This window comes from Streptomyces sp. NPDC045678, from assembly GCF_056432085.1.
Genome location: NZ_JBWKJS010000001.1, coordinates 475,610 through 498,349, shown reverse-complemented (window position 1 = coordinate 498,349; position 22,740 = coordinate 475,610). Strand labels below are relative to the sequence as shown.

Sequence of the window (22,740 nt, the reverse complement as noted above, 5' to 3'; positions counted from 1 at the left end):
GCCCCTCGTACGTCCGTCCTCTGGAACAGCCCTTCAACAACTCCGCATCGATCTCGTCCGGCCGCCCGACCCCGCGCGTCCATCCGCCAGGATGTTCGGAACACGTAAGCATTGGGAGGGAACCCCAGCAATGAGCTACAACCAGCCGGGCCCGTACGGCGGGCAGCAGCCCCAGCAGCCCGGGCCGTACGGCCAGCAGCCGCAGCAGCCCGGCCCCTACGGCCAGCCGCCGCAGGCGCCCCAGCCCGGCTACGGGTACCCCCCGCAGGCCCCGCAGCAGGCTCCCCAGCAGGGCGGCTACAGCCAGCCCCAGCAGCCGGGCCCCTACGGGCAACAGCCCCAGCCTCCGTACGGCCAGCAGCCGCAGGCCCCCTACGGGCAGGTACCGCCCCCGCCCCCCGGTGGCGGCAAGAAGAAGACCGGGCTGATCATCGCCGCCGTCGCCGTGGTCGCCGCCGCGGCTGTCGGCGGCTACTTCGTCTTCGCGGGCGGCGACGACGAGGGCGGCAAGAAGGGCGGCGACTCCTCGAACGTGGCCGGCGGCGGGGGTGACGACTCCGGCATCAAGGACGACGGGCCGCACAAGCTGACGACGCCGTCGCTCGTCATGGGCGACTACAAGAAGGACGAGGCCCGCTCCGGCGGCCTGAACAGCATCGACCTCGACAAGGCCGAGGCGGCCGGGGTGAAGAACCCCAAGGACGTGCAGGCCCAGTACCAGTCGGGCAGCAAGGACAACCCGATGGCGCAGAAGGTGCTGACCTTCGGCGGCGTCTACGGCGACATAGCGGACCCGGAGGGCGTCGTGGACCACATGTTCACCAACGCCAAGGAGAAGAACGAGGCGGGCGCGAGCGGCGGCCAGAGCGTCACGCTGGTCGGCGAGCCCAAGGAGTACAAGCCGGACGGGCTCGACGGCGCCGTCCTGAAGTGCCAGGAGATGAAGGTCGACCTGGGGGCCGGCGCGGGCACCTCCGGCTCCACGGCGGGGTCCGGCGGTCCGAGCAAGATGTCCGCGGCGACCTGCATCTGGGGCGACCACAGCACCCTCGGCTACGTCGTCACCACGGACGTCGCCAGCGCGCTGTCCGGCACGGCCGTCGACCTCGACGAGTCGGCGGGCACCACGGCCAAGTTCCGCGGCGAAGTCCGCGTGAAGATCTGACATCCGGCACCTGTCGGGCCTCTCCGGGCCCGGCGGTGTCCGCACAGCAGGGCCCGGTCATGCGGCCGGGCCCTGTTGCGTCAGGATGGCGGCAACACCTGAGCGTTTTCGGAGGGGAACCCCCATGAGCTACAACCAGCCGGGCCCGTACGGCGGGCAGCAGCCCCAGCAGCCCGGACCGTACGGCCAGCAGCCGCAGCAGCCCGGCCCCTACGGCCGGCAGCCGCAGGCGCCCCAGCCCGGCTACGGCTACCCCCCGCAGGCTCCCCCGCCGCCGCCCCAGCCCGGCTACGGCTATCCACAGCAGGCCCCGCAGCAGGCCCCGCAGCAGGCCCCGCAGCAGGGCGGCTACCACCAGCCCCAGCAGCCCGGCCCCTACGGGCAGTTCCCCCAGCAGGCCCCCTACGGCCAGGTGCCGCCCCCTCCCCCCGTCGGCGGCGGCAAGAAGACCGGGCTGATCATCGCCGCCGTCGCCGTGGTCGCGGCTGCCGCGGTCGGCGGCTACTTCGTCTTCGCGGGCGACGACGACAAGGGCGGCAAGAACGGCGGCGGTTCCTCGACCGTGGCGGACGGTGGCATCAAGGACGACGGCCCGCACACGCTGACGACGCCGCCCACGATCCTCAACGAGTACGACAAGAGCGACGACATGACCGGCGGCTTCAACTCCAGCGACCTGACGGCCGCCGAGAAGGCCGGCGTGAAGGATCCGCAGGACGTCGACGCCGGCTACCAGTCGGGGGACGAGAGCAATCCCCTGGCGCAGAAGGCCCTCCAGTTCATGGGCGTCTACGGCGAGATCGAGAACCCGAGCCCCGTCGTCGACGCCATGTTCGCGAAGATCAAGAAGGACTCGCAGAAGAGCAGCTCGGAAACGGGCGAACTCGTCGGCAGTCCCAAGGACTTCAGCACGAAGGACACCGTCCTCAAGTGCCAGGAGTCCGTGATGGAGAACAGCAACGGCGGCGGCACGTCCTCCGGCCCCAAGGAGATCCGCATGCCGGTCTGCATCTGGGGCGACCACAGCACCGTCGGCGTCGTGGTGCCGCTCACGATCGCCGACGCCATGGCGGGCAAGGTCTCCCTCGACGACGCCTCGGACACCACGCTCAGGGCCCGCAAGGCACTCCGCGTCAAGGTCTGACCCGCACAGCGGTGAGGCAGGGCAACAGAAAGGGGCGCCCGGCGATCGAATCGCCGGGCGCCCCTTTCGCGCGTACGTGATGCCTACGCGGACTTCTGCTCCCCCGCACCGCCACCCCGCGCGTCGCGCGGCACCAGCGTCGGGTTGACGTTCGAGCGGACGACGTCCGCCGTGATGACGACGCGGGCCACGTCCTTGCGGGACGGCACCTCGTACATCACCGACTGCAGGACCTCTTCCATGATGGCGCGGAGCCCCCGGGCTCCGGTCTGCCGCAGGATCGCCTGGTCCGCGATGGCCTCGAGCGCCTCACGCTCGAACTCCAGCTCCACGCCGTCGAGTTCGAACAGGCGCTGGTACTGCTTCACCAGCGCGTTGCGCGGCTCGACGAGGATCTGGAGCAGGGCCTCGCGGTCGAGGTTGTGGACCGAGGTGATCACGGGGAGGCGGCCGATGAACTCGGGGATCATCCCGAACTTCACCAGGTCCTCCGGCATGATGTCCTCGAACTGGTCCTTCTCCTCCATCTCGCGCTTGGAGCGGATGGTGGCGCCGAAGCCGATGCCCTTCGCGCCAGCCCGCGACTCGATGATCTTCTCGAGGCCGGCGAAGGCGCCGCCCACGATGAAGAGCACGTTCGTCGTGTCGATCTGGATGAACTCCTGATGCGGGTGCTTGCGGCCGCCCTGCGGGGGCACCGACGCCGTCGTGCCCTCCAGGATCTTCAGGAGCGCCTGCTGGACGCCCTCGCCGCTGACATCGCGCGTGATCGAGGGGTTCTCGCTCTTGCGAGCCACCTTGTCGATCTCGTCGATGTAGATGATCCCGGTCTCGGCCTTCTTGACGTCGTAGTCGGCCGCCTGGATCAGCTTCAGGAGGATGTTCTCGACGTCCTCGCCGACATAGCCCGCCTCCGTCAGCGCCGTCGCGTCCGCGATGGCGAACGGCACGTTCAGCATGCGCGCGAGCGTCTGCGCGAGGAGCGTCTTGCCGGAACCGGTCGGGCCGAGCAACAGGATGTTGGACTTCGCGAGTTCGATCGCGTCGTCACGGCCCTGCGCGCCGCCGTTCTCTCCCGCCTGGACCCGCTTGTAGTGGTTGTACACCGCTACCGAGAGGGCCTTCTTCGCGGGCTCCTGGCCCACGACGTAGCCCTCAAGGAATTCGTAGATCTCGCGAGGCTTCGGGAGTTCCTCCCAGCGGACCTCGCTCGTCTCCGCGAGCTCTTCCTCGATGATCTCGTTACAGAGGTCGATGCACTCGTCGCAGATGTACACACCGGGGCCTGCGATGAGCTTTTTGACCTGCTTCTGACTCTTTCCGCAGAACGAGCACTTGAGCAGATCGCCGCCGTCACCGATGCGTGCCACGAGGTGCTTCCCCTTCGCCTGGGAGACGCCACGTTCAGCGGCTCCTGGTGCCTCATATCCGACGGTACCTTGCCGGGCCCCCCGTTCGGGCCCCCCTTGGCACGGTTCACTTCGACGCGAGTCGTACGCGAACCGTGCCAAGGAGCGGCAGATGCTACAGCTCTGCGTCAGGCAACCGCGGAATTGTTCATCTTCCGGGTGGAGATGATCTGGTCGACCAGGCCGTACGCGAGCGCGTCCTCGGCCGTGAGGATCTTGTCGCGCTCGATGTCGTCGCGGATCTTCTCGATCGGCGTCGTGGAGTGCTTGGCCAGCATCTCCTCCAGCTGCGAACGCATCCGGAGGATTTCGTTGGCGGCGATCTCCAGGTCGGAGACCTGACCGCGGCCGGTCTCGCTGTAGGGCTGGTGGATCAGGATGCGCGCGTTCGGCAGCGCCATGCGCTTGCCGGGCGTGCCCGCCGCGAGAAGCACGGCGGCGGCCGACGCGGCCTGGCCCATGCAGACGGTCTGCACGTCGGGCTTCACGAACTGCATCGTGTCGTAGATGGCCGTGAGGGCCGTGAACGAGCCGCCCGGGCTGTTGATGTAGATCGAGATGTCGCGGTCCGGGTCCATCGACTCCAGGCACAGGAGCTGCGCCATGACGTCGTTGGCGGAGGCGTCGTCGATCTGCACGCCGAGGAAGATCACGCGCTCCTCGAAGAGCTTCGCGTACGGGTCGTACTCGCGCACGCCCTGCGAGGTGCGCTCCACGAAGCGCGGGATCACATAACGCGACTCGGCGCCGGTGCCGGTGAACTCGGCCTGGCCGCTCTCGGCCTGTGCAGAGCCGTAGAGGCCGCGGCCGGGGAAGTTGTTCATCTCTGGTTTCTCCTGAGAAGCGAGGGGCTTAGGTGTCGGCTGCGGGGCGCTGAGCACGGGGCTCAGGCTCCGGTGCCGCCCCCGCCCGGCATGCCTGCGGCGCTGGACATGATGTCGTCGATGAGGCCGTACTCCTTGGCCTCCTGCGGGTCGAACCAGCGGTCGCGGTCCGAGTCGCGCGTGACCTGCTCAACGGTCTGGCCGGTGTGGAACGCCGTGAGTTCGGCCATCTTCTTCTTGGTCAGCAGCAGCCGCTCGGCGTGGATCTTGATGTCCGACGCGGAGCCCGCGAGGCCCGCGGACGGCTGGTGGATCAGGATCTCGGCGTTCGGCAGCGCGAAGCGCTTGCCGGGCGTGCCCGCGCTGAGCAGGAACTGGCCCATGGAGGCGGCCATGCCCATCGCGATCGTCACCACGTCGTTCTTGATGTACTGCATGGTGTCGTAGATCGCCATGCCGGCCGTGATCGAGCCGCCGGGGCTGTTGATGTAGAGGTAGATGTCCTTGTCCGGATCGGAGGCAAGGAGCAGCAGCTGTGCGGTGATCTTGTTGGCAATGTCGTCGTCGACCGGCTGGCCGAGGAAGATGATCCGCTCGCCGAGCAGCCGGTTGTAGACCTGGTCGCCGAGGCCACCACCGATGGAGGGGTCGCCGGCGGCGGAGGGCATCAGATTCGTCACGTATCCACCTGCTCGTCTTACGACGGCGCCGGGCCGTCTCACGTCTTCAGCTGGGGCGCGGGGGCCCGCGTGCGGCGCCGCTCCGGGGCGGCGTCGGGGACTCCCCTGCCCTCGTATTCATGGACCCTAACGCGCGGGGTCCCTCCGGGAATCCCGGAGAACCAACTGTTCGCTGTGAGCGCAGGTCCTGGCGGGGCGCCTCGAGCGGTGCCGGTCGTGCCCCGTCAGGGGCGCGGGGAACTGCGCGAGCAACCCCCACAACCCGCACCCGCCGCGGGTCCTGCCGCGGCAGACGCGCCTGCGGCCCCGAGGGGGCTGATCGCGCGGTTCCCCGCGCCCCTGAAAGCACCGGGCCCCCGGGACCGTAAAGTCCCGGGGGCCCGTCACGCTTCAGCCGAGCGCAGCGGTCACGCCTCGGTCTTCTCGTCGGCCTTGTCCTCGGCCTTGTCCTCGGCGGAGTCGGAGGTCGCCTCGACGGTCTCGGCCGTCTCGTCCTCGTCGTCCTCGAGGTCGACGACCTCGCCGTTCGTGTCCTTGACCGTGGCGGCCTCGACGACGACCGCGAGGGCCTTGCCGCGGGCGACCTCGCCGACGAGCATCGGGACCTGGCCGCCCTCGACGACGGCCTGGGCGAACTGGTCGGGGGACATGCCGGAGGACTGCGCGCGACGCATGAGGTGCTCGGTGAGCTCCTCCTGGTTCACGTTCAGCTTCTCCTTGTTGACGAGCTCGTCGAGGACGAACTGCGTCTTGATGCCCTTCTCGGCCTGCTCCTTGGTCTCGGCGTCGAACTCTTCCTCGGTCTTGCCCTGGATCTCCAGGTACTTCGCGAGGTCGAGGCCCATCTGGCCGAGCTGGTGGTTCACCAGGTTGTGCTTGCGGGTCTGGATCTCGTCCGCGAGGAGCTTCTCGGGGACGGGGACCTCGACCAGCTCGAGCAGCTTCTCCAGGACGCGCTCCTGGGCCTGCGTCGCCTGGTCGTACTGCTTCATGTTCTCGAGGCGCTTGCGGCTGTCGGCCTTCAGCTCGTCGAGGGTGTCGAACTCGGAGGCGAGCTGCGCGAAGTCGTCGTCCAGGGACGGGAGTTCGCGGGCGGCGACCTGGGTGACCTTGACGGTGACCTCGGCCTCCTTGCCGGCCGCCGAGCCGCCCTTGAGCTCGGAGGTGAAGGTGGCCTCGCCACCGGCCTCCAGGCCCTTCACGGCGTCGTCGATGCCCTCGAGGAGCTCGCCGGAGCCGATCGTGTAGGAGACGCCGGACGCGACGCCGTCCTCCAGGACCTCGCCCTCGACCTTGGCCTCGAGGTCGATCGTCACGACGTCGCCGTCCTCGGCGGCACGCTCGACCGGGGAGGCGGAGGCGAAGCGCTCGCGCAGCTCCTCGACGGCCTTGTCGACGTCCTCGTCGCTGACCTCGATCGCGTCGACCTCGACCTCGATGCCGGAGTAGTCCGGGATCTCGATGGAGGGACGGACGTCGACCTCGGCGGTGAAGTTGAGGGTCTCGTTGTCCTTCAGCTCGGTGATGTCCACCTCGGGCTGGCCCAGGACGTTGAGCTCGGCCTCGTTGACGGCCTCGGTGTAGAACTTCGGGAGCGCGTCGTTGACGGCCTCTTCGAGGACGGCGCCACGGCCGAACCGCTGGTCGATGACGCGGGCCGGGATCTTGCCCTTGCGGAAGCCCTTCACCGTGACCTGCTGGTTGATCTTCTTGTAGGCCGCGTCGAGGCTGTCCTTGAGCTCCTCGAAGGGCACCTCAACAGTGAGCCGAACCCGAGTCGGGTTCAGGGTCTCCACGGCGCTCTTCACGGTTCGGTCTCCTTGGGGCTGACTTCTTGGGATTCTGCCCGGCTCAGAGACACACGGGCACACAGCTTGCATAGTAACGGCAAGCAGGAGCCGAGCCACAATGCGATCTTGTGAGAGAGGTTTCGATGGTCGGGGTGGCGGGATTTGAACCCACGGCCTTCCGCTCCCAAAGCGGACGCGCTACCAAGCTGCGCCACACCCCGTCGGTGCGACACGTAGGGTACATGCCCGCAGGCAGTGCGGCTCCCCGTTAAACGGGGCCGGTTCCGGGGGGCACGTGCGGTGAGGGGTCAGGACCCGCTACGATGCCTGTCGTGCCGCGGCATCCGCTCGTGGCGCGAACTGTGCGGGCGTAGCTCAATGGTAGAGCCCTAGTCTTCCAAACTAGCTACGCGGGTTCGATTCCCGTCGCCCGCTCTTCGATAGAAACCCCAGGTCGTGTGACCTGGGGTTTCTTCGTTCCCCCTCAGGGGTGGCGTACGTCGACGGTGTACACGGAGCGTGTGCCGTACGGGACGTAGAGCGCGTCGCCCACGAGCGTGAGGCGTGCGCCCTCGTCTCCCATCCAGGATGTGCCGACGCCCCTGCCGGGCCGGGTCCACGCGACGTCGCCGGTCTTCCCGTCCAGTGCGGCGAGGCGGCCGCTGGGCGAGGCGATGTAGACGTGGCTCGCGGAGGCGAGGGGGCGACCGGGGAACTCGACGGTGGAGTTGCGGCTCCAGAGCCGGTGGCCGGTGCGGGGGTCGACGGCGCGGACGCTGCCGCTGGAGAGCGTGAAGTAGAGCGTGCCCCGGCTGAGGGTGGCGGTCGCCGCGGCCGGCTGGGGGCGGTCCAGTGTGAGGGTGCGCCGCGTGTGGCTGCCGGTCGCGGTGACGGCGACGACGTCGCGGTACGTGGCTCCGGAGGTGTCGGCGAGGAGGAGCCGGCCGCCGGTCCCGCCGAGGAGGCTGCGGGTGCCGCGGACCGTGACCGTCCAGGCGGGCCTGCCGGTGGCGGGGTCGAGGCGGGAGAGGCGGGTGCCCGACTTGCCCGCGGTGCAGATCAGGTACCCCTCCCCCGCGACGGCCCGCAGCCGGCACTCCCCGCCCGGCAGCGGCCGCTTCCAGCGCGGGTCGCCGTCCTCGGGGTCGAGGAGGGCGTACGCATCGCCCTCGGCGCCGTGGACGGTGAGGACGCCGTCCTTCGTGGCCGCGGCGGTGCCGGTGTCCGGGGTGAGGTCGGGGGCCGTGGCGCCGGTGCCGCGCTGGGTGGGTGTGGTCCACAGGACGTCGCCGGTTCGGGCGTCGACGGCTTCGATCGCGTACTTCTCGTACGATTCGCCGCTGTCCTTGTCCGGGACGGTCTGGTCGTTGCGGTAGACGTAGACGCGGTCGCCGGCGGTGCCGATGACGTCGCCCTCCATGCTGCTGCTGTCGTCGGGGACGCTGTCGACGGGCAGTCCCCACTCCCTCTTGCCCGTGGCGAGGGAGAAGCGGACCGCCTTGACGTCGTCGCCGGCGCAGATCAGGCCCGCGCGGGCGGCGGCGCAGCGCGTGAAGGGGCCCGAGGGTGAGGGGTCCTCGCCCTTGGCGGCGGTGACGGTGTCCTTCGCGGTCCAGTCCCGCCAGCCCGCGGGCAACCGGCTCACCACTTGTGCGTCGTCACCGGCGAGACGTACGACGGCGGCCGTCCCGGCGAGGGCGAGCAGCAGCCCGCCCACCGCGGCCGTCAGGAGGAGTCCGCGGCGGCGGCGCGGGGCGGGGGCCTCGGTGGTGGCCGGGGGCTTCTGCTCCGCGGGCGGGGCCGTGGTGCGTCTCGGGGGTATCGGTTCGCCCTTGAGCAGGGCGAGGAGTTCGTCGGGGGTGGGGCGGGCCTCGGGGTCCTTGTCGAGGCACCACTCGATGAAGCGGTGCAGCTCGGCGGGTACGTCGTCGAGTTCGGGGGTGCCTTGGACGACGCGGGTGGCCGTCTCGTAGGGGCTGTCGCTGTCGAAGGGGCCGCGTCCGGTCGCCGCGTACGCGAGGACGGCGCCGAGGGAGAAGACGTCGGACGCGGGGCCGACGTCGCGCGGGGTGGTGAGCTGTTCCGGGGACATGTACGGCGGGGTCCCCATGACGCGGCCGGTCTGGGTGAGCGCGTCGGCGCCGAGGGCTTCGGCGGCGCGGGAGACGCCGAAGTCGATGACGCGCGGCCCGTCCTCCGCGAGCATGACGTTGGCGGGCTTGAGGTCGCGGTGGACGACTCCGACGCGGTGGATGTCGCGCAGCGCCTCGGTGAGGCCCGCGGCCAGTTCCCTGAGCCGGTCGAGCGGGAGGGGGCCCTCGCGGCGGACGTGACTGCCGAGGTTCTCGCCGGGGATGTAGACCGTGGCCATCCAGGGGCTCGACGCGTCGGCGTCGGCGTCCACGACGGGGGCGGTGAAGGCTCCGCTGACCCGGCGGGCGGCGGCCACCTCGCGGCGGAACCTGGTGCGGAACTCCTGGTCGTCGGCGTACTGGCCGTGGACGACCTTCAGTGCGAGGCGGCGTCCCGAGGCGGAGCGGCCGAGATAGACGACGCCCATGCCGCCGGAGCCGAGCCGGTCCTCGACCGGATATCCGCCGATCTCCTCCGGGTCCGAGTCGCGCAGAACCATCTCTTACGCCCCCGCCCCTCGGTCCGTGCCCTCGCTCTCCGGTTCACCGCAGCGTACGCCGGTTCGAGAACACTCCCCCGCGGAGTGTTCAGAAGCTGATCGAGTTGATGGTCTCCGCCACTTCGTTCAGGAAACGGTTTATGGAGGGCGCCATACCCGTGGAGGCGAGGAAGAAGCCGAAGAGCACCGCGACGATCGCGGGCCCCGCCTTGAGCGACCCCCCGCGGATCAGCACCACGAGGATGATCGCCAACAGCAGCACCACTGACAGCGAAATGGCCACACTGATCACACCCTAGGTCGGTCGCTCTCCCGGCCCGGGGGGGTACGACCCCGCACACCCCCGCCACGGACCATCGTGCCACCAACAGGCGTCCTCCATGCGGCCGGTGACGCAACGTCGGCCAACACCTGACGGCCCCCGCGCACAAGGGCGCCCAGGGGGCGCATGGGCAGCGCGCCGTCGTACAGCAATTCGAGGTCCCGCGGTCACCGGAATTCGACGTGGTCGTTGCCACCGCCACACACGACGTTCGCAGGAAATTCGAATTGTCACGGAGGGCACATCCGGCATCCAACAATCGGACATTCCACCGGAGTCGCCCGCGGGTGGTATGCACCATTTAAACCGGATGAGTTGTGACGTACTGGACAGAATGCAGTCCCGAACCGTCACGTCTCTTTGTCGACCTGCGGGATTCACCGACGTGATTGTCAGGGATTGAGTTGAGAGAAGTGACGAGGGTTTTACGAATACGCCGGAGCGACGCTAGGGTGCCTCAGATGTTCCACGCTGCCACCACCCCCGTAGGCGCAGTGCGGTCCCGGGTCGTCTCGCCGAGCTCTTGGTGGGAGGGCCTGTGACCAACTCGGTGCACCCGCACGGACGCCACCGGGCGCCCCTCCCACCGGCCCAGGTGCCGGCGGCCGGAGTCCCCACTCCCCGCGCCCCCCACCCGCCCCCGCAGGCCGCCCCCACGGCTCCCCCCACCCCGGCAGGCCGCAGCACCGCCCACAGCGGGCCGAAGCCCGCCAAGCAGCGCGACGCGTTCTTCGACAACGCCAAGTACCTGGCGATCGTCCTCGTGGCGATGGCCCACGCATGGGAACCGCTGACCGATCACAGTCGTACCGCCGAAGCGCTGTACATGACCGTCTACACCTTCCACATGCCGGCGTTCATCGTCATCTCCGGCTACTTCTCGCGCAGTTTCGACATGCGGGCCGACCGCCTCAAGCGGCTCGTGACCGGTGTCGCCGTGCCGTACGTCATCTTCGAGATCGCGTACACCTTCTTCAAGCGCTGGGCGGACGACGACCCCGGCCAGCCCATCAGCCTGCTCGACCCCTGGTACCTCACCTGGTTCCTGGTCGCGCTCTTCGTGTGGCGGCTCACCGTGCCGCTGTGGAAGATCGTGCGCTGGCCGGTGCCGCTCGCACTGGCCATCGCCACGCTCGCCGTGATCTCACCCGACATCGGCGACGACCTCGACCTGCAGCGCGTCCTGCAGTTCCTGCCGTTCTTCGTCCTCGGCCTCTTCATGAAGCCCGAGTACTTCCAGCTGGTGCGCCGCCGTGAGGTGCGCCTCCTGTCGATCCCGGTCTTCGCGAGCGCGCTGCTCCTGGCGTACTGGGCGGCTCCCCGGATGACGTCGGCCTGGTTCTACCGCCGGGACAGCGCCCAGGAGCTGGGTGCCCCGTGGTGGGCCGGTGTCGTGATGACGCTGGCGCTCTTCGGCTGCTCGGTCGTCCTCACCGCGTGCTTCTTCGCGTGGGTGCCGCGCCGCAAGATGTGGTTCACGGTCCTCGGCGCCGGCACGCTGTACGGCTACCTGCTGCACGGCTTCCTCGCCAAGGGCTCCCGTTTCTGGGGCTGGTTCGACACCTACGACTGGCTGCACCAGCCGCTCGGCGAGATCTTCGTGTCGGTGGTCGCCGCGAGCGTGGTCACCGCGCTGTGCACGCCACCGGTGCAGCGGATGTTCCGGTTCGCGATGGAGCCCAAGATGGAGTGGGCGTTCAAGCGGGACGCGGCGCAGCTCGCCCGCGAGCGGGCCAGGTCGATGTAGCGACAGCTACGGAACCGGGTCCTCCCCGAGCCCCAACAGGGCGCGCATGGTGGCGTACTTCGCCGTCAGGCGCGCCCTTGTCGTTGCGTCGAGGACCGCGAGGCGGGCCGGGTCCGCGTTGTGCGCCAGGTCCGCCTCCTTCACGAGGCGGGCGCCCGGGGTGGCGAGGATGCGTTCGGCGTACGTCTCCGGGGGCTCGCCCGCGCGTTTGGTGAGGGCGAGGACGATGTCCTTGGTGCGCCGGGGCAGCGGGGCGTCCGCGAGCCACCGCTCCGACAGGGCGTCGTCCTCGACGGAGTCGTGCAGCCAGGCGGCCGCGATCTGCTCGTCGTCGCCGCCCCGCCGCCGCACGCCGTCGGCCACGGCCCGGAGGTGCTCGGCGTAGGGACGCCCCGCCTTGTCCGTCTGACCGGCGTGCGCCTCGCGGGCGAGAGCCTCCACCTCGGGCAGGGACAGCGGTTGCCCTGGCAGGGGCAGTGGTTCGGGGTGGTGGTCCTGGGGCCTCATGCGGCCGACCTTAGTGCCGCCCTCGCCGGGATCGTTGTCGAGGCCAGGCCCATGACCAGGACCGCGGCCACGAAGGAGCCGTACACCAGCGGCGGGACGTACGGCGATTCGCCGGTCAGGCCCTTCATCATGGGGACGAGTGTGGCGAACGCGATGGCCGAGCCGATGACGATGCCCGCGCAGGCCACGAGCAGCGCCTCCCAGCGGATCATCCGCAGGACCTGGCGGCGGGTGGAGCCGATCAGGCGGAGCGTGCCGAGTTCGCGGCGGCGGTCCAGGACCGTCATCACCAGGGTGTTGATCGCCGCGACGGCCGCGAAGCCACCGAGGACGGCCGCCATCGTGGTGTTGGCCCAGGCGTTGAGCTCGTTGTCCATGGACTGTGCGGTGGCGTAGCCGTCGCGGTCCATGAGGGCACCGAGTCCGGCGAGCGTCTGCGCGGAGCCGCCGCTGGTCCAGATCTCGGTGGCGAACGCCGAGCTGACGTGCTGCTTCAGGTCGGCGGCGGGCATGGTCACCTGGGAGAGGCCGAGGCCCCTGCCGTACGTCGCGACGACGGTCGGCGAGGCCTTGGTGCCGTCGGGCAGGCGGATGTCGAGGCGGTCGCCGGTCTTCACGTGCGCGGAGTCGGCGAGGGCGGCGTCGACGGCGATCTGCCCCTTGCCGAGCTTCAGGGTGCCTGTCTCGACCTTCAGGTCCTGGACCTTCGCGAGCCCGGCGGCCGTGCCCGTGACGCCCTGCGTCGACGCGGATTCCAGCCAGCGGTCGGCGCCCGAGCCCACCGGCACGAGCACGGAGGACTTGAGCAGGCCGACGGCGGAGGTGACGCCCTTCGTGTCGGCGGCCTTCGCCAGCGTGCCCGGCGCGAGGCCCCCGTCGGAGGTGAGGATGTGGTCGGCGGTGACGCCCGCGCGCTGCTGGTCGGCGGCGACCCGCTCCTCGCTGGTGTGCATGAAGACGAGGACGGAGGAGAAGGCCATGGCGAGCACGATCGGGGTGATCGCGGAGGCCATGCGGCGGGCGTTGCTGCGGGAGTTGGCGGCGGCGAGCGAGGCGGACGCGCCGGCGCCGCGCAGCGGGAGGCCGAACAGGGCGGCGCAGCCGCGGGCCACCAGCGGGCCGAGCAGGGCGACGGCGAGCATGAAGAGCATGACGACGCCGAGCGCGGCGTTCGCCGCGTCGTCGCCGGAGTTGTTGGCGGCGAACCCGGCGAAGACGGCGCCGCCGACGGCGGCGGCGACGCCCAGCGGCGTACGGATCCAGCCGAGCGGCACCCGCTCCACGGCGGCCTCGCCGAGCGCCTGGCCCGGCTTGATGCGGGAGGGGCGGCGGGCTGCCATGTAGCCGGCGCCGAGCGCGGTGACGACGGCGACGCCGACGGCGCTGACGAGCGGGACGAAGGAGACGGACAGGTCGACGCCCTCGGGGATCGCGCCCTTCTCCTTCAGCTGTCCGAACCACCAGTGGGCCAGGGCGATGCCGGGCAGCAGGCCGACGGCCGCGGCGGCGGGGGCGACGAGCAGGGTCTCGGTGGCGATGGTGCGGCGGATCTGGCGGGGGGTGGTGCCGATGGCGCGCAGCAGGGCGTACTCGCGGGCGCGCTGGCCGACCGAGAGGGCGACGGTGCCCGCGGCGGTGAAGACCGCGGTGAGGGCGGCGATGCCGCCGAAGGAGCCGCCGAGGCCGGTGAGCAGTTCCTTGGCGTAGGCGAGCGAGGAGCCCTCGGCTTCGCTGCGGTCGTCGCCGGTGTGGACCTCGGCCTTGTCGCCGAGGGCGTGTGCGACCTGCGACTTGAGGGTGTCGGCCGGAACGCCCTGCTCGGGCAGGACGGCGATGGCGTCGACGCGTCCGGGGTGGCCGGAGATGCGGACGGCCTCGGAGTCGGCGAACCAGGCGGTGGGGGTGGTCTTGCCGGCGCGTACGGTGCCGGACACGCGGACGTCGCGCGGTCCGTCCGCGGTGGTGAGGGTGGTGCGGTCGCCGACGGAGGCGCCGCGGGCGGCGAGGACGACCTCGCCGGGGTGCGGGGCGCGGCCGGCGGTCAGCTTCTCGCCGGTGAAGGCGGTGGAGCCCCAGCCGTGGGCGGTGACGTCCTTGTCGCCGGACTTGACGGGGAAGGTGACGTCGGGGACGGCGGTGCGGGCGCCGGGCACCGAACGGGCCTTGACGACGAGGGAGTTGTCGACGCGGGCCCGGTCGGGCAGGGGCGTGTCGGACTCGGACTTGCTGTCGCCGCTGCCGGTGACGAAGTGGGCGGACTGGTTCGAGGCGGCGACGACGGGGGCGCCCGCGTACCGCTCGGGCGGCACGGAGGCGCGCAACCCCGTCTCCAGGAGGATTCCGCAGGCGGCCACGATCAGCGAGGCCATCATCAGCGCGACGAAGGTGCCCGCGAAGGCGGCGGGTTTGAAGCGGACCGCCGCGCGGGCGAGGCCATTGGGGACGTAGGCCATTACGCGGCCACCCCCGCGCACGACGCGGGCGCGGTCAGGGCGGTCATGCGGGCCGCGATCTGTGCGGCGGAGGCGCGCTCCAGGCGGTCGACGAGGGAGCCGTCGGCGAGGAAGAGGACGCGGTCGGCGTGGGCGGCGGCCGCCGGGTCGTGGGTGACCATGACGACGGTGGCGCCGAGACCGTCGACCGCGGAGCGCAGGAGGCCGAGGATCTCGACGGCGGTGGTGGTGTCGAGGGCGCCGGTCGGCTCGTCGGCGAAGATCACGTCGGGCTCGGTGACCAGGGCGCGGGCGATGGCGACGCGCTGCTGCTGGCCGCCGGAGAGCTGGCCGGGGCGGCGGCGGCCCTTGTCGCCGAGGCCGACGCGGGTGAGCATGTCGGCGGCCCTGCGGCGGTCGGGGCGGTGGCCCGCGAGGCGCATCGGCAGGACGACGTTCTGTTCGACGGTCAGCGAAGGCAGCAGGTTGAAGGCCTGGAAGACGAAGCCGAGGCGGGTACGGCGCAGGGCGGTGAGCTTGTTCTCGCTCATGCCGGTGATCTCGGTGCCGCCGAGGTGGACGGTGCCGCCGCTGGGCCGGTCGAGGCCCGCGGCGCACTGCAGGAACGTGGACTTGCCGGAGCCGGAGGGGCCCATGACGGCGGTGAAGCTGCCGCGGGGCAGGGCGAGGTCGATGCCGGCGAGGGCGTGGACGGCGCCGGAGCCGCGGCCGTACTGCCGACGGACGCCGCGCAGTTCGACGGCCCAGTCGCCGGGTGTCCCGCCGAGGACGCGAACGTCCTCCTCGACGACTCGGTTCTTCTTCCGCCGCAGCCCCATGTCCCTGTCCACCTCTCCGTACGAATTCGACCTCTTGAACGTACGGAGACGGGGGTGGTGCGGACCATGAGGGCGGCTGGCGAACCCGGGGTGGGGAGAACCCCACCAAGCGCGTTCAGGGCGACCCTCACTGATCGTTTGGTAACCTAAGTATTGACGCGTTCTTGACGCTCCCTTTGCCATTCACTTTTCTTGCACCCCCTACGGGAGGAACGGGCCCATCGGACACGCAGACACCCTGATAGCCATGGGCGGCGCCTTTCTCGCCGCCGCCGTCCTCGCCCGCCTCGGCGGCCGCATCGGACTCCCCACCATCCCGCTCTTCATCCTGGCCGGGATCCTCCTCGGCCCCCACACCCCCGGTGTGGTCCTGGTCTCCAACCCCCACGACCTGGAAATGCTCTCGGCGCTCGGCCTGGTCCTGCTGCTCTTCTACCTGGGCCTCGAGTTCCACATGGACGACCTCAGGACCGGCGGCCGCAAGATGGCCATCGCCGGAGGCACCTACCTCGCCCTGAACGTCGGCGCCGGCCTGGGCTTCGGATTCGCGCTCGGCTGGGGCACCTCCGAAGCGCTGGTCCTCGCCGGAGTCCTCGGCATCTCCTCCTCGGCGATCGTCACCAAGGTCCTCGTCGACACCGGCAGGCTCGGCAACCCCGAGACGAAGCCGATCCTCGGCATCATCGTCGTGGAGGACATCTTCCTGGCCCTCTACCTCGCGGCGCTGCAGCCCATCCTGTCCGGCGCGGACAGTCTCGCCGCCGCCGTGATGGACGGCGGCAAGGCCTTCGGCTTCCTGCTGCTGCTCGCCCTCGCGGCCCGGTTCGGCACCAAGCTGGTCGGCCGCCTCATGGACACCCGGGACGACGAGCTGCTCGTCATCTCCTTCCTCGGTGTCGCGGTCTTCGTCGCCGGAGTCTCCGAATGGTTCGGCGTCGCCGACGCGATCGGCGCGTTCATGGTCGGCCTGATGCTCGGCAGCACGGCGTCGGGCGACCGCATCCGCACCCTGGTCCACCCCCTGCGGGACGCCTTCGGCGCGATCTTCTTCTTCGCCTTCGGCCTCTCCATCGACCCCGGCGACCTGCCGACCGTGCTCTGGCCGGTCCTCGCCGCGGTAGCCGTCACCCTCCTGATGAACGTCCTGGCCGGACTCGGCGCGGCACGCGTGTACGGCTTCGGCCCGGGCCCCGCGGCGAACATCTCCACGACGCTCCTGGCCCGCGGCGAGTTCGCCCTGATCCTCGCAACGATGGCAGCGGGTGCAAGCCTGGACGAACGCCTGTCCCCCTTCATCGCGGGGTACGTCCTCCTCCTCGCGGTCCTCGGCCCCCTGGCCGCGGGACGCTCGGCGTGGCTGGCACGCATCCTGCCGGGCGGCAGGAACGGCGACGACTCCGGGGGCGGCGACTCCGGGGCGGGCGGCCCGAGCCCGTCCACCGACCTGTCCCACAGCTCGGCGAGCGGCACGGCGTAGCCGCCGTACGACGTCACGCCTCCCGGCAGATCAGCAACAGCGCCCTGTCGTCGTTGACGTCCTTCGCCACTGCCTCGATGAGGTGCCAGGCCGCTCCGTGGAAACCGCCTGCCACGTAGCGGTCGGCCTCGCCCGTGAGGCGGTCCATTCCCTCGGCGATGTCGCGGTCGGAGGTTTCGACGAGGCCGTCGGTGAAGAGCATCAGGACGTCGCCGGGGCGCAGGACGCCTTTGACGGGGTCGAACTGGGCGCCGTCGTAGACGCCGAGGAGCGGGCCCTGGCCGGTCTTCTCCTCCCAGCGGCCGCTGCCCGCGCTGAGCTGGAGGCCCGGCGGGTGGCCCGCGGAGAAGAGTTCGTAGTCGCCGGTCTCCAGGTCGAGGACCAGGTGGATGGAGGTCGCGAAGCCCTCGTCCCAGTCCTGGCGGAGCAGGTAGCCGTTGGCGGCGGGCAGGAAGGCGTGCGGGGGCAGGGAGCCGAGCAGGCCGCCGAACGCGCCGGAGAGCAGCAGCGCGCGCGAGCCCGCGTCCATGCCCTTGCCGGAGACGTCGGTGAGGACGGCCTCCAGGGTGCGGCCGCCGTTCGTGCGGGCCGCGACCACGAAGTCGCCGGAGAAGGACTGGCCGCCCGCCGGGCGCAGCGCCATCTCGCGGTGCCAGCCGCGCGGCAGCTTCGGCAGCTTGCTCTGGACACGGATGCGTTCGCGCAGGTCGAAGAGCATGGTGCCGCCGCCGCGCCAGGGCACGCCGACCCGGCTGCGGAACTGGGCGATGAGGAGTCCGAAGAAGCCGCAGGCGGCGACCACGAGGACCGTGCCCGGCGTGACGCGGGCGGCGCCCTCCGTGTACGGGCCGAGCCGGACGGACTCCACGATCAGCGCCACCGCGGAGGCGGCGTAGAGGCCCAGGAGGCTCGCGGGGCGCAGCAGCAGGCCGCCCGCGACGATGGGCAGGACGAGCGCGGACGGCGAGAACCACTCGTTGTTGACGATCGTGCAGGTGGTGATGACGGGGACGGTGAGCAGCAGGCCGGCCAGGGCCACCCAGTCCGAGCCGTCTCCGCGGAAGTAGTCGACCCCGGATTTGCGCAGCGTGATGCGGGCCCGGTGCAACCGCTTCTTCATCCGGGCCGTGAACGTGTCGGCTTCCGCGCGTACCTCCATTGCTCGTGGACCTTATCCAGCGGGCCGCGTACTTCGCACGGGAGGTCCCGGTTGTCCCCCGTCGGAGGCATGCCCGGCGCGGTCGGTCGCGGGGTCGCGGACAGGGTCGCGGACCGCGTCACGGACGGGGAAAAACCCGTCGCATCGGGCGGTAGCGCCCTGATAGGCATGGCATATGACAACAGACTTGCGGGTGCTCGGGAAGGCCGACTGGGACGCGTGGTACGGGACGTTGGAGGTCGCGTTCGGCGGGGTCGCCGAGTCGGACGAGGAACGTGAGCTGTGGCGCGTGCTCACCGAGCACGACCGGTCGATCGGCGTGTGGGACGGGGACGCGTGCGTGGGGACGGCGGGGGCGTTCTCCTTCCGTGTGGCCGTGCCGGGCGGTGCGCTGGTGGACGCGGCGGGCGTGACGATGGTCGGCGTCGCGGCCACGCACCGGCGGCGCGGGATCCTGACGTCGATGATGCGGCGGCAGCTGGACGACGTCCGCGCGTGGGGCGAGCCGCTGGCCGTGCTCACCGCGTCCGAGCCGGTCATCTACGGCCGGTTCGGGTACGGCGCGGCGACGCAGCAGATGAAGGCCGACATCGACACGACGCGGGTGTCGCTGTCCGTGCCCGCCGGGACGGACGACGTACATCTTCGGTACGTACGGCCCGCCGACGTCCACGAGGCCTGCGAGGCGCTGTACGCACGACGCGTGACGGAGCGTCCGGGCATGACGGCCCGGCAGCCGGGCTGGGAGCGGCTCGGGCTGCTCGACCCGCAGAGCGAGCGGAACGGCGCGTCACCGCTCCAGTGCGTGGTCGCCGAGCGGGCGGGTGAGCTCGTCGGGTACGTGCGGTTCGCCGTGAAGCCCGACTGGGACTGGCAGGGTCCGAAGGGTTCGGTCCGGGTGCGCGACATCGAGGCCCTGGACCCGGCGGCGTACGCGGCGCTGTGGCGGTTCCTGTTCGACATCGACCTGACGTCGTCGGTCGGTGTCCACAACCGTCCGGTCGACGACGCGTTGCTGCAGCTCGTCTCGGACGTCCGCCGCTGCGCCATCTCGGTGCGGGATTCGCTGTACGTGCGGCTCGTCGAGGTGGGCGCGGCCCTGGAGGCCCGGACGTATCAGGCGCCGCTGGACGTGGTGTTCGAGGTCGAGGACGCCTTCTGTCCCTGGAACGAGGGCCGTTGGCGCCTCACTGGCGACGCGAAGGGCGCGTCGTGCGAGCGCACGACCGACGCGGCCGACCTCTCCTTGTCGGTACGCGAGCTGGGCGCCGCCTACCTCGGCGGTACGTCCCTCACGTCACTGGCGGCCGCGGGCCGGGTCCGGGAACTGCGCCGGGGAACGCTGGCCGAGGCGTCGGTGGCCTTCGGGTCCGATGTGGCGCCCTGGCTGCCGCACGGGTTCTAGCCGGGGGCTTCAGGCGGGGCGTTGGCAGGTGGGGCACCAGAAGAGGTTGCGGGCCGCCAGGTCCGCGGTGCGGATGTCGCCGCCGCAGAGGTGACAGGGCTGGTTCGCCCTGCGGTAGACGTAGACCTCGCCGCCGTGGTCGTCGACGCGCGGCGGGCGTCCCATCGCCTCCGGGGTGTGCTCGGGCCTGACGGTGTCGATGCGGTTGAGGCGTACGCCCTCGTGCATCAGGTCGACGAGGTCCGCCCAGATCGCGGTCCACTGCGCCTCGGTGACGTCCTTGCCCGCCGTGTACGGGTCGATGCCGTGCCGGAAGAGGACCTCCGCGCGGTAGACGTTGCCGACGCCCGCGATGACCTTCTGGTCCATGAGGAGCGCGGCGATCGTGGTGCGGCTGCGGGAGATGCGGCGGTAGGCCTTCGCCGGGTCGTCCGCCTCCCGCAGGGGGTCGGGGCCGAGGCGGTCGTGTATCGCCCGCTTCTCGGCGTCCGTGATGAGGGCGCAGGTGGTGGGGCCGCGGAGGTCGGCGTAGTACGTGTCGTTCGACAGGCGTAGCCGGACGGTGTCCGTGGGCGGCGGGGCGGGGATCTCGCCGAGGGTGTACTTGCCGAAGAGGCCGAGGTGGACGTGGATCCAGCCGGTGTCGGCGAAGCCGAGGAAGAGGTGCTTGCCGTGGGCCTCGGCGGTCTCCATCACCTGGCCGGTGACGAGGGCGGCGCTGTCGGAGAACTTGCCCTGCGGGCTGGTCGCCCGGACGGCGCGGCCCCGGAACCGGTCCCGGTGGTCGGCCGCGAGCCGGTGAATGGTGTGCCCCTCCGGCACGGTGTCCCTCCGGGGGTGGTGCGGGTCGGATCGCCTCAAGGGCTCGTCCTCACACGCCGGACGGGCCGACACCGGCCCGCCCGGCGCTTCGAGGAGCGGAGCCTGGAATCAGCCCCTCCGGCGTGTGAGGAGCGGGGTCCGGGGCGGAGCCCCGGGCCCTCGCTACGGCTGGGGGTGGTGAGCGGGGATCGCGGGCAGCTCGCCCGTCTCCTCGTACGCCGACAGCATCTCGATGCGGCGCGTGTGACGCTCCTCACCCGAGTACGGCGTCCCCAGGAAGATCTCGACGAACTTCGTCGCCTCCTCCTGCGTGTGCATGCGGCCGCCGATCGAGATGACGTTGGCGTCGTTGTGCTCGCGGCCGAGCGCGGCCGTCTGCTCGCTCCAGGCCAGGGCCGCCCGCACGCCCTTCACCTTGTTCGCGGCGATCTGCTCGCCGTTGCCGGAGCCGCCGATGACGATGCCGAGGGCCTCCGGGTCCGCGGCGGTCCGCTCCGCGGCGCGCAGGCAGAACGGCGGGTAGTCGTCCTGGGCGTCATAGATGTGGGGCCCGCAGTCGACGGGCTCATGGCCGTGGCTCTTGAGCCATTCGACCAAGTGGTTCTTGAGTTCGTAGCCGGCATGATCCGAGCCGAGGTACACGCGCATGGGTCCGAGTGTGGCACGTCGTGGAGCGGGTAGCCGCGACCGGGCAGGATCTTGATCTCCCTGGTCGGGACCTTGGTCCAGGCCTGAAGCCCGGAATACAACGATCCGGATTCAGGACTTCCGTCCCGTTCACCCCTGGGTTTGAATGCGGGGGCTCGTGACCCGAGAACTTAAGGATTCGTCCATGACCTCGCAACCCTCCCTTGCGAAGGCAGACAGCACCCCCAATCCCCCTGGGGATCCGCGGTCTGGCGACAGTGGTGACACCGGCGACGGCCTGAAAGCGGGTCTCAAGAACCGTCACCTCTCCATGATCGCCATCGGCGGTGTGATCGGTGCCGGTCTCTTCGTCGGCTCCAGCTCGGGCATCGCCGCCGCGGGGCCCGCGATCCTCGTCTCGTACGCCCTCGTCGGCACGATGGTCGTCCTCGTGATGCGGATGCTCGGTGAGATGGCCGCCGCACGGCCCGCCTCCGGCTCCTTCTCCACCTACGCGGACCAGGCGCTCGGCCGCTGGGCCGGCTTCTCCATCGGCTGGCTCTACTGGTTCTTCTGGGTCGTCGTGCTCGCCGTGGAGGCCACCGCGGGCGCCGTGATCCTCAACGGCTGGATACCCGCCGTCCCGCAGTGGGGCTGGGCGCTCATCGTGATGGTCGTGCTCACCGCGACGAACCTCGTCTCGGTGGGCTCCTACGGCGAGTTCGAGTTCTGGTTCGCCGGGATCAAGGTCGTCGCCATCGGCGGCTTCGTGGTCATCGGCCTGCTCGCCGTCTTCGGCGTGCTGCCCGGCTCCGACAACCCGGGCGCCGGATTCGCGCACCTCACCGACGCGGGCGGCTTCATGCCCAAGGGCGCGGGCGCCATCCTCACCGGTGTGCTGATGGTCGTCTTCTCCTTCATGGGCAGCGAGATCGTCACGCTGGCCGCCGGCGAGTCCGAGGACCCGCAGCGCGCCGTCACCAAGGCGACCAACAGCGTCATCTGGCGCATCGGCGTCTTCTACCTGGGCTCGATCTTCGTCGTCATCACCCTCCTTCCGTGGAACGACAAGTCGATCACCAAGGACGGCAGTTACGTCGCCGCGCTGAACTCGATCGGCATCCCGCACGCCGGTCAGGTCATGAACGTCATCGTCCTCACCGCCGTGCTCTCCTGCCTCAACTCCGGGCTCTACACCGCCTCCCGCATGGCCTTCTCGCTCGGCCGGCGCGGTGACGCGCCCAAGTCCTTCGCGCGCACCAACGCGCGGGGCGTCCCGCAGGCCGCGATCCTCGGCTCGGTCGTCTTCGGTTTCGTCGCCGTCTGGTTCAACTACCAGTGGAAGGACACCGTCTTCGACTTCCTGCTCAACTCCTCGGGCGCGGTGGCCCTCTTCGTGTGGCTGATCATCAGCTTCACGCAGCTGCGGATGCGCGGGATCATCCTGCGCGAGGAGCCGGAGAAGCTCGTCGTGAAGATGTGGCTCTTCCCGTACCTGACGTGGGTCACGATCGCGATGATCTCGTTCGTCCTCGTCTACATGCTGACCGACGAGACCGGCCGCAAGCAGGTGCTGCTCTCGCTCCTCGCCGCCGCCTTCGTGGTCGTCTTCTCGCTGGTGCGGGAGAAGGTCCGCCCCCGGGGACCGGACGACCTTCCGGTGGAGTCGCAGAAGAGCTGACGGCGGGGCGGGCCGCGGGTGCGCGATGCTCTCTGTGTCATACGAGACAGGGGAGGCACCCGTGGACCACACCGCCCA

Annotated in this window: 18 protein-coding genes and 2 tRNA genes; 7 read left to right on the top strand and 13 right to left on the bottom strand. The window is 70.6% G+C overall.

Translation table 11 applies throughout. The features are described from left to right. Positions 1-130 precede the first annotated feature (130 nt). Together AC07DO_RS02150 and AC07DO_RS02145 are read left to right on the top strand one after the other, a co-directional pair. A complete protein-coding gene (locus AC07DO_RS02150) occupies positions 131-1,165 on the top strand; it encodes a hypothetical protein (protein WP_479056382.1) in 1,035 nt (344 codons plus the stop codon). A gap of 124 nt (positions 1,166-1,289) precedes the next feature. Further along, a complete protein-coding gene (locus AC07DO_RS02145) occupies positions 1,290-2,309 on the top strand; it encodes a hypothetical protein (protein WP_479056381.1) in 1,020 nt (339 codons plus the stop codon). 83 nt (positions 2,310-2,392) lie between these two features. Here AC07DO_RS02145 and clpX read toward each other — a convergent pair whose 3' ends face one another. The 5 genes from clpX to AC07DO_RS02120 all read right to left on the bottom strand — a co-directional run bounded on the left by clpX (position 2,393) and on the right by AC07DO_RS02120 (position 7,233). Further along, complete coding sequence (gene clpX, locus AC07DO_RS02140) at positions 2,393-3,679, bottom strand: ATP-dependent Clp protease ATP-binding subunit ClpX (protein WP_150184111.1); 1,287 nt, start codon at positions 3,677-3,679, stop codon at positions 2,393-2,395. A 167-nt stretch (positions 3,680-3,846) separates the two neighbouring features. Continuing rightward, entirely contained in the window at positions 3,847-4,542 is a 696-nt protein-coding gene (locus tag AC07DO_RS02135) for an ATP-dependent Clp protease proteolytic subunit (protein ID WP_479056380.1), read from the bottom strand. A gap of 62 nt (positions 4,543-4,604) precedes the next feature. Next, the gene (locus tag AC07DO_RS02130; RefSeq protein ID WP_190329594.1) at positions 4,605-5,210 is read right to left on the bottom strand and encodes an ATP-dependent Clp protease proteolytic subunit; all 606 of its coding nucleotides are present in this window, start codon (positions 5,208-5,210) and stop codon (positions 4,605-4,607) included. 419 nt (positions 5,211-5,629) lie between these two features. After that, on the bottom strand, positions 5,630-7,030 hold the full coding sequence (gene tig / locus AC07DO_RS02125; RefSeq protein WP_479056379.1) for a trigger factor: 1,401 nt from the start codon (positions 7,028-7,030) through the stop codon (positions 5,630-5,632). A 126-nt stretch (positions 7,031-7,156) separates the two neighbouring features. Continuing rightward, a tRNA-Pro gene (locus AC07DO_RS02120) sits at positions 7,157-7,233 on the bottom strand. A gap of 143 nt (positions 7,234-7,376) precedes the next feature. On the opposite strand from AC07DO_RS02120, the gene AC07DO_RS02115 reads away from it, so the two are divergent. Next, positions 7,377-7,447 (top strand) — tRNA-Gly (locus AC07DO_RS02115). Positions 7,448-7,496: 49 nt separating this feature from the next. On the opposite strand, the gene AC07DO_RS02110 is transcribed toward AC07DO_RS02115, so the two are convergent. Further along, positions 7,497-9,644, bottom strand: coding sequence for a serine/threonine-protein kinase (locus AC07DO_RS02110; RefSeq protein WP_479056378.1), 2,148 nt, complete (start codon positions 9,642-9,644; stop codon positions 7,497-7,499). 88 nt (positions 9,645-9,732) lie between these two features. Continuing rightward, a complete protein-coding gene (locus AC07DO_RS02105) occupies positions 9,733-9,927 on the bottom strand; it encodes a hypothetical protein (protein ID WP_055570088.1) in 195 nt (64 codons plus the stop codon). A 577-nt stretch (positions 9,928-10,504) separates the two neighbouring features. Here AC07DO_RS02105 and AC07DO_RS02100 point away from each other — a divergent pair. Beyond that, positions 10,505-11,713 (top strand): acyltransferase family protein, encoded by a 1,209-nt coding sequence (locus AC07DO_RS02100; RefSeq protein WP_479056377.1) that lies wholly within the window; start codon positions 10,505-10,507, stop codon positions 11,711-11,713. Between the two features lie 6 nt (positions 11,714-11,719). On the opposite strand, the gene AC07DO_RS02095 is transcribed toward AC07DO_RS02100, so the two are convergent. Genes AC07DO_RS02095 through AC07DO_RS02085 form a run of 3 tightly spaced genes read right to left on the bottom strand, consistent with a single transcriptional unit; the run spans position 11,720 to position 15,491 of the window. Then, entirely contained in the window at positions 11,720-12,220 is a 501-nt protein-coding gene (locus tag AC07DO_RS02095) for an HD domain-containing protein (protein ID WP_479056376.1), read from the bottom strand. After that, positions 12,217-14,673 (bottom strand): ABC transporter permease, encoded by a 2,457-nt coding sequence (locus tag AC07DO_RS02090; protein WP_479056374.1) that lies wholly within the window; start codon positions 14,671-14,673, stop codon positions 12,217-12,219. The genes AC07DO_RS02095 and AC07DO_RS02090 overlap by 4 nt, the downstream gene beginning before the upstream one ends. Beyond that, positions 14,673-15,491, bottom strand: coding sequence for an ABC transporter ATP-binding protein (locus AC07DO_RS02085; protein ID WP_479056373.1), 819 nt, complete (start codon positions 15,489-15,491; stop codon positions 14,673-14,675). Before AC07DO_RS02085 ends, AC07DO_RS02090 begins: the two co-directional genes overlap by 1 nt. A 247-nt stretch (positions 15,492-15,738) precedes the next feature. On the opposite strand from AC07DO_RS02085, the gene AC07DO_RS02080 reads away from it, so the two are divergent. Continuing rightward, the gene (locus tag AC07DO_RS02080) at positions 15,739-16,968 is read left to right on the top strand and encodes a cation:proton antiporter (RefSeq protein WP_479056372.1); all 1,230 of its coding nucleotides are present in this window, start codon (positions 15,739-15,741) and stop codon (positions 16,966-16,968) included. Positions 16,969-16,981: 13 nt separating this feature from the next. On the opposite strand, the gene AC07DO_RS02075 is transcribed toward AC07DO_RS02080, so the two are convergent. Then, entirely contained in the window at positions 16,982-18,127 is a 1,146-nt protein-coding gene (locus tag AC07DO_RS02075; protein WP_479056370.1) for a SpoIIE family protein phosphatase, read from the bottom strand. 175 nt (positions 18,128-18,302) lie between these two features. Between AC07DO_RS02075 and AC07DO_RS02070 the strand changes: the two genes are divergently transcribed. Continuing rightward, on the top strand, positions 18,303-19,532 hold the full coding sequence (locus AC07DO_RS02070; RefSeq protein WP_479056369.1) for a GNAT family N-acetyltransferase: 1,230 nt from the start codon (positions 18,303-18,305) through the stop codon (positions 19,530-19,532). 9 nt (positions 19,533-19,541) lie between these two features. Here AC07DO_RS02070 and AC07DO_RS02065 read toward each other — a convergent pair whose 3' ends face one another. Beyond that, on the bottom strand, positions 19,542-20,354 hold the full coding sequence (locus tag AC07DO_RS02065) for an Fpg/Nei family DNA glycosylase (protein ID WP_479057498.1): 813 nt from the start codon (positions 20,352-20,354) through the stop codon (positions 19,542-19,544). A gap of 162 nt (positions 20,355-20,516) precedes the next feature. Continuing rightward, the gene (locus AC07DO_RS02060) at positions 20,517-21,002 is read right to left on the bottom strand and encodes a ribose-5-phosphate isomerase (protein WP_479056368.1); all 486 of its coding nucleotides are present in this window, start codon (positions 21,000-21,002) and stop codon (positions 20,517-20,519) included. Between the two features lie 184 nt (positions 21,003-21,186). Here AC07DO_RS02060 and AC07DO_RS02055 point away from each other — a divergent pair, with 184 nt between their 5' ends. Next, complete coding sequence (locus tag AC07DO_RS02055; protein WP_479056366.1) at positions 21,187-22,662, top strand: amino acid permease; 1,476 nt, start codon at positions 21,187-21,189, stop codon at positions 22,660-22,662. The last annotated feature ends 78 nt before the right edge of the window (positions 22,663-22,740 follow it).

Excerpts from the sequence above, each read along its gene's own strand:
- AC07DO_RS02095 (WP_479056376.1), bottom strand. The coding sequence starts at position 12,220 with ATGAGGCCCCAGGACCACCACCCCGAACCACTGCCCCTGCCAGGGCAA.
- AC07DO_RS02135 (WP_479056380.1), bottom strand. The coding sequence starts at position 4,542 with ATGAACAACTTCCCCGGCCGCGGCCTCTACGGCTCTGCACAGGCCGAG.
- AC07DO_RS02070 (WP_479056369.1), top strand. The coding sequence starts at position 18,303 with ATGACAACAGACTTGCGGGTGCTCGGGAAGGCCGACTGGGACGCGTGG.
- AC07DO_RS02150 (WP_479056382.1), top strand. The coding sequence starts at position 131 with ATGAGCTACAACCAGCCGGGCCCGTACGGCGGGCAGCAGCCCCAGCAG.
- AC07DO_RS02130 (WP_190329594.1), bottom strand. The coding sequence starts at position 5,210 with ATGCCCTCCGCCGCCGGCGACCCCTCCATCGGTGGTGGCCTCGGCGAC.
- AC07DO_RS02060 (WP_479056368.1), bottom strand. The coding sequence starts at position 21,002 with ATGCGCGTGTACCTCGGCTCGGATCATGCCGGCTACGAACTCAAGAAC.
- AC07DO_RS02090 (WP_479056374.1), bottom strand. The coding sequence starts at position 14,673 with ATGGCCTACGTCCCCAATGGCCTCGCCCGCGCGGCGGTCCGCTTCAAA.
- AC07DO_RS02075 (WP_479056370.1), bottom strand. The coding sequence starts at position 18,127 with ATGGAGGTACGCGCGGAAGCCGACACGTTCACGGCCCGGATGAAGAAG.
- AC07DO_RS02055 (WP_479056366.1), top strand. The coding sequence starts at position 21,187 with ATGACCTCGCAACCCTCCCTTGCGAAGGCAGACAGCACCCCCAATCCC.
- AC07DO_RS02080 (WP_479056372.1), top strand. The coding sequence starts at position 15,739 with ATGGGCGGCGCCTTTCTCGCCGCCGCCGTCCTCGCCCGCCTCGGCGGC.
- AC07DO_RS02085 (WP_479056373.1), bottom strand. The coding sequence starts at position 15,491 with ATGGGGCTGCGGCGGAAGAAGAACCGAGTCGTCGAGGAGGACGTTCGC.
- AC07DO_RS02145 (WP_479056381.1), top strand. The coding sequence starts at position 1,290 with ATGAGCTACAACCAGCCGGGCCCGTACGGCGGGCAGCAGCCCCAGCAG.
- AC07DO_RS02110 (WP_479056378.1), bottom strand. The coding sequence starts at position 9,644 with ATGGTTCTGCGCGACTCGGACCCGGAGGAGATCGGCGGATATCCGGTC.